Below are 11,917 nucleotides of genomic sequence, written 5' to 3' on the forward strand. Positions count from 1 at the left end.
TGGATTAATCTTAATATAATTCAGAATATTTTGTAAAATAAAAATGTGACAAATAAAATGCGAATGAATAGGGGAAACTACTGGCAGGAATGGACGAGGGTTAATAATCTACTTTGGATGGAGAAACCCCACTGATTAAAGTAAAGTAGGAGCAGATGCTATGTTATTTTATTTTGAACTAGTTGTCATTTTACTTTGTACGAAATTAGCTGGTGATATTAGCGTTAGGCTTGGCCAGCCTTCTGTACTTGGTAAATTAATTGTTGGTATTATTATCGGTCCGGCTGTACTCGGTATTATTAATAGTTCTGAATTGATCGATGAACTAAGTGAGATTGGTGTTTTACTACTTATGTTTATGGCAGGGCTTGAAACAGATTTAGAAGAGTTAAATCGGAATTTGAAATCTGCATTCGCAGTAGCGATGGGAGGAATTATTTTCCCATTCCTTGGTGGATATTTAGCGGGACTTGCGTTTGGAATGTTACAGTCACATGCGATCTTTTTAGGGTTATTACTTTGTGCTACTTCGGTTAGTATTTCTGTTCAAACATTAAGAGATTTAGGGAAAATGAATACGAGAGAAAGTACGACGATTTTAGGTGCAGCTGTATTTGATGATGTAATTGTTGTTATTTTATTAGCATTTGTGATGAGCTTTTTAGGTACACAAGATGTAAATGTAACGCTTGTCATTGCAAAGAAAATTATCTTTTTTGTAAGTATCGTTTTCATTTCTTGGAAAGTTGTTCCATGGATTATGAAAATGCTCGTACCACTTCGCGTAACAGAAGCATTAATTAGTGCAGCTCTTATTATTTGTTTCTCTTTTTCGTATTACAGTGAAATGATGGGGATTGCAGGTATTATTGGAGCATTTGCAGCAGGAATTGCCATTTCGCAAACAGAGTATAAGCACGAGGTAGAACATAAAATTGAGCCAATTGCTTATGCGATATTTGTACCAGTGTTCTTCGTAAGTATCGGAATGGAAATTACATTTCAAGGTATCGGAAGCCAGATTTGGTTCATTATCATTATGACGCTTATTGCAATTTTTACAAAGTTAATCGGATCAGGTTTAGGTGCAAGACTAACAGGATTTAACCTTCAATCTTCTATTAGTATCGGTGCGGGGATGGTATCGCGCGGAGAAGTGGCACTTATCATCGCAGCGAATGGACTTGCGGCGAATTTATTAGCGAAAGAAAATTTCACAGCGGTTGTTATTGTTGTTATATTAACGACGATTATTACACCACCGCTTTTGAAGAAGTATTTTGTATAGAGAGGAAGGGCTTATCTGATGTAGGTAAGCTCTTTTTTTATTGGAAAAAGCAATATACATATAGCGTGAATAGGTTGTAATTATGGTAAAATCTACGTATATGATAAGTCGAGGGGAGAAAAAGTGTGAAGATTACGAAGGGGAAGGTTATCGGTGTAATCATACTTACTGCAATATGTATACCATTTACTGCATGGAAAGAATCAAAAGTGAAAGACTTTCCAGTTTCTATTTTTTCTTCCTATGTAGAAGACGAAAACCCGAAAGACTATAAGTACACTGCTTTTGTACCTGATTTTGCAATTTGGATACATGGATGGGAAGAACAGCAATCTGAAGGTGAAATAACGTCATATAAAAAAGGGGATCAAACTGTAATTGTTCACCATCCTCCTGGCGATGATGGTTTTTATCTTTTTGAAGCAAGAGAAAATAAGTGAAAGCAACCGCAAGAAGTGGAGGTTAAATAGTGAAAGCTTCAACATTACTATTTAAAATTGAAAGTAATATGGATCTATTTTCACCAGCTGAAAAGAAGGTTGCCATGTACATAATGGGGAATGCAGAGATTGTTCCGAACTTAACGACGAAAGAAGTGTCAACGAATGCAGGCGCAAGTGAGGCGAGTGTTGTTCGCTTTTGTAAGTCGATTGGGATTGGGAGCTTTAAAGCATTTAAAATCGCGCTCGTTCGTGAATTGACGATTGCTGATTATAATATTAATGATTTTTCAGTTATGAATACGGAAGATGGACCGTATGACTTGTTTAATAAAGTTACGTATGTGAATAAAGCTGCAATTGAGGCGAGCGTTACGGCGATAGATAAGAAAGAACTTGAGAAAGCTGCAGATCGTATTGTAAATGCGGATAAAATTATATTTTACGGAGTAGGCGGATCAGCTACTCCGGCGATGGACGGGGCTTATAAATTTACAAGGCTCGGATTTACAGCGATGATGCTATCTGATTTTCATATGATGTTGCCGCTTGTAACGAATTTAAAAGAGGGCGATATATTTGTTGCGATTTCAACATCTGGTCGTACGAAAGATGTACTTGAAATGGCGCAATATGCGAAGAGACAAGGTGCAACTGTTATTGCGATTACGAAGCTTGATCAATCATCACCGTTATATAAGGAGGCGGATATTCGTCTTTGTATGCCAGATGTAGAGCAAGATCATCGTATTGCGAGTATTGCTTCGAGAATGACACAGCTGAATATGATTGATGCTTTATATGTGATTACTTTTAATCGTATTGGTAATAAAGTGCTGGATCAATTTATGGAGACGCGAGAAGAAGCAGTGCGGTTACGGAAGTTAAAGTAGAAGAAAAGATGAGGGGACTCATCTTTTTTATTATCTTTGACACAAATATGTCATTTTATGAAATTTTATTTCATAAAATAAGAAATTGATGTTGATTTTTAATTTCTTAAAGTTATAATAAAAGTGTGAAATATAATTTCAAAGAGGGTGGCAATATGTTAGAAAATTTATCGACAGAACACCGTAATGAGAAAACGACGAATCTAGATGAGATGAGTATAAAAGAAGTGTTACAGAGTATGAATGAAGAAGATCGAACTGTTGCGTTAGCAGTTGAAAAAGAGATAGAACAAATTGAAAAGGTCGTACAGACTGTTATTAAATCTTTTGAAGCAGAGGGACGATTAATTTATATTGGGGCTGGTACGAGTGGTCGTTTAGGTATTTTAGACGCAGTGGAATGCCCGCCGACATTTGGCACAGAAGATAAAATGGTGCAAGGATTTATAGCAGGTGGATTGAAAGCGTTTACTAAGGCGGTGGAAGGTGCCGAAGATCGCGAAGAGTTAGCAGAAGAAGATTTGAAAAGTATTGGATTAAACGAGAAAGATACAGTGATTGGTATTGCCGCAAGTGGTAGAACTCCTTACGTAATTGGCGGATTGAAATACGCACATAGTGTGGGAGCTAGTACGGCGAGTATTTCTTGTAATAAAAATGCTGAAATAAGTAAGTATGCAAAACTCAATGTAGAAGTGGAGACAGGCGCAGAAATATTAACAGGCTCAACACGTTTGAAGGCTGGTACAGCGCAAAAATTAGTGCTTAATATGATTTCAACAGCGTCAATGATTGGTGTAGGAAAAGTATATAAAAACTTAATGGTAGATGTTCAATCTACGAATGAAAAGTTAGTAGAACGATCAAAACGAATTATTGTGGAAGCAACAGGAGTTAGTTATGAAGTAGCGGCAGATTATTACGAAAAAGCAAAGCGTAACGTGAAAGTTGCTATCGTTATGGCATTACTACAGTGTGAGTATGGGGAAGCAAAAGAAAAACTAAAAGAAGCGAAAGGCTTTGTGAAGAAGGCATTATAAAGTGAAACGATAAGAATAGGGAGGGGGATTCTATTATGAAGAAAGAAGAGAGAATGGCCAAAGAAATTTCGGAGCAACTTGGGGGAGTGAAAAATATTCGCGGCATTGCTCATTGTATGACGAGACTGCGATTAACGCTTCATGATGAAAGTAAAGTGAACATGGACCTTTTGAAAAAGGTTGAAGGGGTTATGGGCGTTATTGAAGATGAGACGCTTCAAGTTGTTGTTGGACCCGGGACAGTAAATAAAGTAGCAGCTGAGATGGAAGGTTTAACGGGACTGCGAATTGGTGAGGTTGCAGATCATCATCTTGAAGATATTGGTCAAGAGATTAAATCAGAGATGAAGAAGAAAAATAATACACCAGTGAAGAACTTTTTACGAAAAATAGGTAACATTTTTATTCCGTTAATACCTGGTCTTGTTGCGTCAGGAATTATAAACGGGGTTGCTAACTTCGCGAAAAACGCAGGTGCTGATCCGAATGCAACATGGCTACAAATGTTACTACTTATTGGCGGCGGTATCTTTACATTTTTAGGGATTTTAGTCGGTTGGAATACAGCCAAAGAATTTGGCGGGACACCAGTTCTTGGAGCGATTGCGGGTATTTTAATTTTCAATCCAGCGATGGCAAATGTGAAATTATTTGGTGAAGCAATGGTACCCGGGCGGGGCGGATTGTTTGCAGTTATTTTTGCAGCGTGGCTTATGGTTGTAGTGGAAAGACAAGTTCGAAAAGCAGTGCCAAATGCAGTTGATATTATCGTGACACCACTCATTACTGTGTTAGTCGTAAGTATCGTAACGATGTTAGCTATTCAGCCGGTAGCAGGTTTCTTATCTGAAGGAATTACGAGCGGAATTAATGGGATTTTAAGTATTGGCGGAGCGTTTGCTGGAGCAGTGCTTGCTGGAACATTTTTACCTCTCGTTATGGTCGGATTACATCACGGTTTAACACCAATTCATATGGAGTTTATTAATCAAACGCACGTAACGCCTTTATTACCAGTATTAGCAATGGCTGGTGCTGGGCAAGTAGGAGCAGCGATTGCCATCTATGTAAAAACAAAAAACAAACGACTTCGTAACGTAATTAAAGGTGCATTACCAGTTGGTTTTTTAGGAATTGGCGAACCGTTATTATACGGGGTTACATTACCACTGGGGAAACCGTTTCTTACAGCTTGTTTAGGAGCAGCTGTTGGTGGTGCATTCCAAGCAGTTATGAAAACAGCCGCACTCGGAATTGGCGTATCAGGATTATCATTAATCCCGTTAATTGCCGATAATAAATATTTATTATATTTCCTTGGGTTAGTAGTGGCATATACTTTTGGATTTATCTTTACGTACTTCTTCGGATTCAAAGAAGAAATGGCAGACAACATATAGAGAAAGGGATTCCTTTCTCTTTTTTATTTATAGAAAGGGAGATTCATATGATAGGAGTTTCAATTTATCTTTCAAAAGAACGAGTAAAGAAGCAAGAAGAGTGGCTAAAAATAACGAAAGAAAACGGGTTTTCATCTATTTTTACATCACTTCACATTCCAGAAGATGATTCAAATACGTATAAAGAGTTAATTCAAATACTCGGGAAGCAAGCTCTCGAAAATGAAATGGAATTAATGGTCGATGTTTCTCCAAAATCGTTACACCATTTAGGTATGACGTACGAAAATGTCGAAGAGTTAGTAGACTGGGGCATTACTGGTTTACGAATGGACTATGGCATCACGCCGAAAGAAATCGCACGCGTATCTCATAAAATGAAAGTAGCTTTAAATGCGAGTACGATTACAGATTCATTTTGGAAAGAGTTAATTACTGAAAAGATACGGGTAGAGAATGTAGAAGCGTGGCATAATTTTTATCCGCACCCAGAAACAGGACTAGCAAAATCATTCTTGCAAAAACAAAACGAATACTTACATGAGTGTGGAATAAAAACGATGGCATTTATTCCGGGAGATGGTGAAAAACGTGGTCCGCTATACGAAGGCTTACCAACGTTAGAAAAGCACCGGAATATGCGCCCGCTGGAAGCGTACTTAGAACTTGTACAAGATTGTGGTGTCGATAAGGTGCTATTCGGAGATATAAGTGGAAGTGTAGAAAGTGTACAAGAGATAGCGAGTGCGAGTAGAGGGATTATTCCGCTGCGATATGAACCATTGATAAAGAAAAGTGAAGTATTAAAAATGGTAGAACAAGTGCATACAAATAGACTAGATCCAGCTCGTGATGTCATTCGTTCTGTAGAATCACGAGAAGAAAATAAAGTCATGTTACAGCCGATGCATACCATTGTAAGAAAGAAAGGCAGCATTACAATTGATAATGAATTGTACGGTAGATATGCTGGAGAGATGCAAGTTGCCAAACATGATTTGTCTAAAAATGAGAAAGTGAATGTTGTTGGCATGGTTGTAGAAGAGGACTTGTCTTTATTGCCGTATGTTGGTGCTGGAAAAATGTTTCAACTTTTTTGTGCGATAGAGTAAAAGCTTGAATTAGCGCTATTTTGTAAGAAAACATTATCCGTAAAAGGGATAATGTTTTTTGTTTTCTTAAAAAAAGTATTTGACGAATGAAATGAAATACCGTATTGTTTTGACTTGTAAATAAAAGTTCACCATAACAAAACAAAAAGGAGAGTTCAAAATGAACCAATATATTGGGAATTTAATTATTCGCATCGTGTTAGGAGTGACATTCTTTGCGCACGGTTTAGCGAAGTTTCAATCAGGTATCGATAACGTAGCAGGATGGTTTACAAGCATCGGCTTACCAGGTGGTCTTGCATACGGCGTAGCAACTGTAGAATTAGTTGGTGGTGTATTATTAATTATCGGTTTAGGCGTAAAATATGTAGGATTGTTATTTGCACTTATTTTAGCTGGAGCTATCGTAAAGGTAAATGGAGCAGCAGGTTTATTAGGAGATGGAAAGAATCCAGGATATGAATTAGATCTTGCATTACTAGCAATGGGTGCGTATTTATTCGTTGTAAAAGCAGAAGGATATGTAGATCGTTTCTTAAAAGAGAAAGTAATGAAAACGAAGTAAACTTATTTATAAATTGTTGACTTGAATTATAAATGTAACTATAATGATTACAACTAATTGATTAAGAATGAAACAATTTAAATATTTTTTCACACAAGTTGTAACTATTCTTGTTACAACTTGTGTGAAAAATAAATAAAACGGGAGGAAGTAACATGCCTAAATCAAATTTAGAAATTATTCGAAGCACGTATGAAGGATCAGCTTCTTCAAATGCAAAACATTTAGTAGAAGCACTCTCTGAAAAAGTAGAATGGACAGAGGCAGAAGGTTTCCCGTACGGCGGAACTTATATAGGTGTAGAAGCAATAATGGAAAATGTATTTAGCCGATTAGGATCAGAATGGGATGATTATAAAGCGAGTGTAAATATGTACCATGAAGTAAACGGAAAAGATGTAATTATTGCTGAAGGTGTTTATTCAGGAGTTTATAAAGAAACGGGAAAATCATTTGAAGCAGATTTCGTTCACGTATGGCAACTTGAAAATGGAAAAATCGTGAAGTTTAAGCAGTATGTAGACAGTTATATTGTTAAGGAAGCGATGAAGAGTTAATGCTTTTTAAATGGATTGTAGGTATATGTATTACAATTATGGTAATTATCTCGTCTATAGTTGGCGGAAAGAAATTGCTGGCATATGTAGAAAGAGAAAATAAAAATATTCAAACCCAGCGAGTAGCAAACGAAAAAGAGAAGAAAGTTGCAGAAGAAGCTCCACAAGTTAGCGAAGGTGAAATTATTTCTACTATGCACAAAATGGTACACCAAAAGGTAAAATCCTCTGAGAAATGGGGATTTATAGAAATGACAACAAAAGAAATTTATAGCGTAAAGAAAGGTATTGAAAATAGTATAGGTTTTCAATATAAAACGAAGTTACTTTCTATTATAAATAGATGGGAAAAAGGAGATTTTTCTCAAACTGTTGAGGAGCATAACTTTTTATGGGGCCTTCAAGGTGGTGATACTGGAAAGGCAACAGAACGTTTATCGCCAGAAGAAGAAAAGCAGTATATAAAAGAAATGAAGAGTAAATAAAAAACATCGCCACTCGGATGACGATGTTTTTTCATTAAGAATGTTTCCGCATTAAAGCTCTAGTTGGTTGAACCGCAACTGTTTTGAAATGAGAAAATAAATAACAGCCTGTGACAACGATCATTGTCCCGAAAATTTGTATCCACGTTAGTTCTTCACCGAGGAAAAGGAATGCTAAAATCGCTGTGAAAATCGGGTTGAAGTTTAGAAAAATCCCGGATGTCGTAGCTCCTAATTTTTGTACGCCAATATTCCAAAACACCATGCATAGAACGGTAGAAATAAGTCCTGTATATAAAAGGGATGTGATGAAAGAAGTATTTATATTTGTAACAGTGAAGCTCCCGATGTTAAATGGCAGTAACAAAATAACACCGAAAATACCAGAGTATAATGTTGCCATGAGCGGTGTCGTTGTTTTTGTTGCCCATTTACTACAAACAGAATACATTCCCCAAATACAAACAGCCGCAATCATCCATAAGTCGCCGCTATTAAAATGTAGTGAAAATAAAAGTGCAAAGTTACCTTTTAATAGGACAAGAATAACCCCGAAGAATGAAAGAATCATGGATAGAATTTGAAGTGTATTTACTTTTTCTTTTAGAAATAATACTGAAAATAGTGCAATGGAAATCGCATTTAATGTAGAAATAAGCCCTACATTCGTTGCGGATGTTTTTTCTAGTGCTAAAAACTGAAAGATGTTAAAAAGAGCGACCCCTGAAATCCCCATTAGTAGTAACGGCAGTATTGCGGCACGAGGCGGAATGATTTTCTTTTCTTTAAACCATACCATCGGTAATAAACAAACGATCGCAATCATCCATCTTAAACTTGTAAGTGTCATCGGAGATGCGTGATCAACGAGTGATTTTCCAACGACGAAATTTCCTCCCCATAATAAGCTCGTTAATAATAGTAAAAAAACATAAAAATAAGGCATATTAAAATCCCCTTTGTTGTAATCAATGTGAATTGTAAATAATTTTAGCATTTTTCTTTATTATGTAATATATTCTTTTGTATAATGGGGAAAATTCGATAAAATATTTTGTCTTTAATGTTATTTACGGAAAGATATTCAGTTTTATGTAGATTATAAAGTGTTTTTTCGAATAATCATCGGTAATAAAAAGGGGGATTTTGATGGAATCGTCAGTTATTAAAGTGTTAGATGATTTAGACGTACAAATTTTAGATATATTGCAGAAGGAGTCTCAAGTAAGTAATGCAGAGCTTGCGCGACGCGTTAATTTATCACCAGCTGCGATGCATGCGAGAATAAAAAGATTAGATGGAGAAGGGTTCATTGATAAACAAGTAGCCATTTTAAATCAAGAAAAGCTTGGTTTTGATTTGTTATGCTTCATTTTTATGAGTACGAATATTCATCAATCGGATAAGCTTGAAGTGTTGGAGAAAGAGTTAGAAGCGATGCCTGAAGTGTTAGAATGTCACTGTTTAACAGGAGAGTATGATTATTTATTAAAGGTTGCAAATCGTGATCGTAAAGAGCTGGAGCAGTTTATTAGAAAGCTGAATAAGCTTGGTATTACAAGGATACAGACGAGTTTAGCACTTCGTGAAATTAAATATTCGACCGTATTACCGATACGAAATGAGGAACCGAGCATCGATTAGATTGCTTGGTTTTTTGTTTGTATAAAGTGATTGACGAGGAGATAGGAGAGATGTATTATTATATAAAATTATGTATTAAAATTCATTTAAGTTTATAAATATTAATATCGGGGGCAAGGGGATAGAATATGAAAATCTTTAATGCAGTTACGAGTGATGTGAAAGAAATTTATAGTCTCATTGAAGCTTATGCAAAAGAGGGAGTGGTTTTACCGCGTTCTCTTTTATCTCTCTATCAATATTTACAATGTTTATATGTTATGAAAGAAGGGGAAGAAATCGTTGGAGTTGCTGGTTTACATGTGTTAGGAGAGGATCTTGCAGAAGTCCGGTCATTAGTCGTTTCGCATACATATGCAGGGAAGGGAATCGGGCGGATGTTAGTGAACCATGTAATAAATGAGGCAGCGAAAATAAAAGTGAGTAGAGTTATTTCTTTAACATATGAAACGGAATTTTTTCAAAAGTGCGGGTTTGATTTTGTGAAGAGAGGGGCGTTACCAGAGAAAGTATGGATTGATTGTAGGCATTGTCCGAAGGTTGATTATTGTGATGAGGTGGCGATGATTCGGTATGTTGGGTGAAACAAATGTAAAAAAGAGCAGCTAGCAAACGCTAACTGCTCTATTAAAGGGATCTCTCCAAGGGGGAGTGGAGAAAATATTATGTTACTAGCAGTATTAACAGATTATTAGGAAATATACAAATCGGATGAAATAAATTTAAAATAAACTTTAGGCATTGACAGCTTTTAAAATATTCATGTACAATGTTTATGAATGACATTCAGTCATTTTAATGTGACAGGATGTAGTTTGCTTGGAAACGGAACAAATACAATGGTAAATGAGGATGATAGTTGTTTATATATAGTAGTGATGAAGGAGTATATTTTTTTAAAATAAAAATGACTGATAGTCAGTCATAAGAGGTGAGAGGTATGAAAAATAAAGCTTGGTTATATGTCATATTAACATGTATCTTTGAAATTTTTTGGGTGTTTGGTTTTAATACGGCCGATACTTGGTGGCATTGGATTATTATTTTAGGAGTTATCGCTGTTGATTTTTACTTCCTGTCTAAAGCGTGTGAACATCTTGCGACAGGGACTGTATATGCCATTTTCGCTGGAGCTGGTACGGTAGGTACTTTCTTAATGGATGTATTCCTTTTCGGCGGAAGTTTCAGTGTAGGGAAATTATTCTTTATCGTAATGGTTGTAGCTGGCGTTATCGGTTTAAAGCTAGCTGATAATAAGGAAGAAACTGTGGAAGGAGCTGCTTAAAGATGGGTTGGTTTTTCGTATTTTGTGCTGCAATTAGTGAAATAGTCGGTGTGATCGGTCTTAAAATGTATAGTAAAGATAAAACGTTAGCAAACGGTGCGCTTTATATAGGCGGGTTTGCTACATCCTTTGCATTCTTGTATACATCTTTCTTATTCTTACAAGTCAGTGTCGCGTATGCGGTTTGGATTGGTATTGGAACAGCAGGTGCCGTTTTATTAAACATGTTCCTGTTTGGTGAGTCAAAAAGTAAAGCGCGTATCATTAGTGTGGCTCTTATTGTATGCGGAGTGACAGGATTAAAGGCTCTTTCGTAAAGATATATTGTATCTCCTAACAAGTTGTTAGGAGATTTTTGTTATAAAAAGTGCACGATAATTGACAGTACAGCTAGTTATTTTATAAAATGAGTGACAGTCATTCAATACGCGTTTGAAAGGGTTTAGATGATGAATAAAAAAGAGAAAATTGTCTATGCAGCTATTGAAGTGTTTCAGGAAAAGGGCGTTGAAAAAACGAAGATTTCTGATATCGTGAAATTGGCTGGCATTGCACAAGGAACTTTCTATTTATATTTTCCTTCTAAGTTATCTGTTATGCCTGCAATAGCAGAAGTGATGGTTGAGAAGATGATCCTTGCAGTGAAAGAAAAAGTGCAAAATGATGCGCCTTTCTCAAGTAAAGTTACGCAAGTAATAGATGCGGTGTTTCACTTCATAGCTGAGTATCGTGAAATACAAGCTTTAATGTATGCAGGTCTTGCATCTACGGAACATATAAAAGAATGGGAAGCTGTGTATGAGCCTCTTTATATGTGGCTAAGTGAGTTTTTAAGTGCGGCGAAAGAAGCTGGTGAAATTCGTGATTCGGTTCACGCAGAGCGAACAGCGAAGTTATTTATCGCTCTTGTTGAATCAGCAGCAGAACAAGTTTATTTATATGATCATAAAGATGAAGAGCAAGTCGAGCTACAAAAGGTAGAAGTACTAGACTTTTTAACACATGCACTGCATATAAAGGAGTAGTAAAATGAACCTGTCTGAAAAGGTAGGTTTATTTTTGAGGGAAAATGAATGATAGTCATTCACCTAATGCTTATGTATGTGTGGAAGGATAGTGTGAAATTCTAATGAGTGGAGGCATCTCTACTCATGATTAGCCCACAAATAGTAGGATAAAGAAAAAGCTTCTTGGGCATTATTTTTTTT

15 protein-coding genes are annotated in these 11,917 nt (G+C 36.3%); 14 read left to right on the plus strand and 1 reads right to left on the minus strand.

The annotated features are described in order from the left end of the window. Nucleotides 1-160: 160 nt before the first annotated feature. The 9 genes from F8162_RS15865 (at nucleotide 161) to F8162_RS15905 (ending at nucleotide 7,780) form a co-directional block, all read left to right on the plus strand. The gene (locus F8162_RS15865) at nucleotides 161-1,288 is read left to right on the plus strand and encodes a cation:proton antiporter (protein WP_151631555.1); all 1,128 of its coding nucleotides are present in this window, start codon (nucleotides 161-163) and stop codon (nucleotides 1,286-1,288) included. Between the two features lie 125 nt (nucleotides 1,289-1,413). Beyond that, nucleotides 1,414-1,728, plus strand: coding sequence for an outer surface protein (locus tag F8162_RS15870; RefSeq protein WP_151631554.1), 315 nt, complete (start codon nucleotides 1,414-1,416; stop codon nucleotides 1,726-1,728). A 29-nt stretch (nucleotides 1,729-1,757) separates the two neighbouring features. After that, the gene (locus F8162_RS15875) at nucleotides 1,758-2,621 is read left to right on the plus strand and encodes a MurR/RpiR family transcriptional regulator (RefSeq protein WP_151631553.1); all 864 of its coding nucleotides are present in this window, start codon (nucleotides 1,758-1,760) and stop codon (nucleotides 2,619-2,621) included. Nucleotides 2,622-2,776: 155 nt separating this feature from the next. Next, a complete protein-coding gene (gene murQ / locus F8162_RS15880) occupies nucleotides 2,777-3,661 on the plus strand; it encodes an N-acetylmuramic acid 6-phosphate etherase (protein WP_098275716.1) in 885 nt (294 codons plus the stop codon). Between the two features lie 35 nt (nucleotides 3,662-3,696). Beyond that, the gene (locus F8162_RS15885; protein WP_151631552.1) at nucleotides 3,697-5,061 is read left to right on the plus strand and encodes a PTS transporter subunit EIIC; all 1,365 of its coding nucleotides are present in this window, start codon (nucleotides 3,697-3,699) and stop codon (nucleotides 5,059-5,061) included. A gap of 47 nt (nucleotides 5,062-5,108) precedes the next feature. Then, entirely contained in the window at nucleotides 5,109-6,173 is a 1,065-nt protein-coding gene (locus F8162_RS15890) for a DUF871 domain-containing protein (protein WP_151631551.1), read from the plus strand. A gap of 160 nt (nucleotides 6,174-6,333) precedes the next feature. Next, nucleotides 6,334-6,738, plus strand: a complete 405-nt coding sequence (locus F8162_RS15895) for a DoxX family protein (RefSeq protein WP_151631550.1) — start codon at nucleotides 6,334-6,336, stop codon at nucleotides 6,736-6,738. Between the two features lie 155 nt (nucleotides 6,739-6,893). After that, nucleotides 6,894-7,295 (plus strand): nuclear transport factor 2 family protein, encoded by a 402-nt coding sequence (locus F8162_RS15900; protein WP_151631549.1) that lies wholly within the window; start codon nucleotides 6,894-6,896, stop codon nucleotides 7,293-7,295. Beyond that, nucleotides 7,295-7,780, plus strand: coding sequence for a PRK06770 family protein (locus tag F8162_RS15905; protein ID WP_151631548.1), 486 nt, complete (start codon nucleotides 7,295-7,297; stop codon nucleotides 7,778-7,780). The genes F8162_RS15900 and F8162_RS15905 overlap by 1 nt, the downstream gene beginning before the upstream one ends. A 34-nt stretch (nucleotides 7,781-7,814) precedes the next feature. Here the strand turns inward: F8162_RS15905 and F8162_RS15910 are convergent, their stop codons facing one another. Further along, nucleotides 7,815-8,726, minus strand: a complete 912-nt coding sequence (locus F8162_RS15910; protein WP_151631547.1) for a DMT family transporter — start codon at nucleotides 8,724-8,726, stop codon at nucleotides 7,815-7,817. Nucleotides 8,727-8,929: 203 nt separating this feature from the next. Here F8162_RS15910 and F8162_RS15915 point away from each other — a divergent pair, with 203 nt between their 5' ends. The 5 genes from F8162_RS15915 (at nucleotide 8,930) to F8162_RS15935 (ending at nucleotide 11,734) form a co-directional block, all read left to right on the plus strand. Next, nucleotides 8,930-9,424 carry an Lrp/AsnC family transcriptional regulator gene (locus F8162_RS15915; protein WP_000446106.1) on the plus strand — a complete coding sequence of 165 codons (495 nt, stop codon included), beginning with the start codon at nucleotides 8,930-8,932 and terminating at the stop codon, nucleotides 9,422-9,424. Nucleotides 9,425-9,552: 128 nt separating this feature from the next. Then, complete coding sequence (locus tag F8162_RS15920; RefSeq protein WP_151631546.1) at nucleotides 9,553-10,008, plus strand: N-acetyltransferase; 456 nt, start codon at nucleotides 9,553-9,555, stop codon at nucleotides 10,006-10,008. 356 nt (nucleotides 10,009-10,364) lie between these two features. Next, nucleotides 10,365-10,709, plus strand: a complete 345-nt coding sequence (locus F8162_RS15925; RefSeq protein WP_151631545.1) for a DMT family transporter — start codon at nucleotides 10,365-10,367, stop codon at nucleotides 10,707-10,709. Between the two features lie 2 nt (nucleotides 10,710-10,711). Further along, a complete protein-coding gene (locus F8162_RS15930; protein ID WP_000539674.1) occupies nucleotides 10,712-11,026 on the plus strand; it encodes a DMT family transporter in 315 nt (104 codons plus the stop codon). 129 nt (nucleotides 11,027-11,155) lie between these two features. Then, nucleotides 11,156-11,734, plus strand: a complete 579-nt coding sequence (locus F8162_RS15935) for a TetR family transcriptional regulator (RefSeq protein WP_151631544.1) — start codon at nucleotides 11,156-11,158, stop codon at nucleotides 11,732-11,734. The last annotated feature ends 183 nt before the right edge of the window (nucleotides 11,735-11,917 follow it).

It is taken from the genome of Bacillus sp. CH140a_4T, from assembly GCF_008923725.1.
Taxonomy (GTDB): Bacteria; Bacillota; Bacilli; order Bacillales; family Bacillaceae_G; genus Bacillus_A.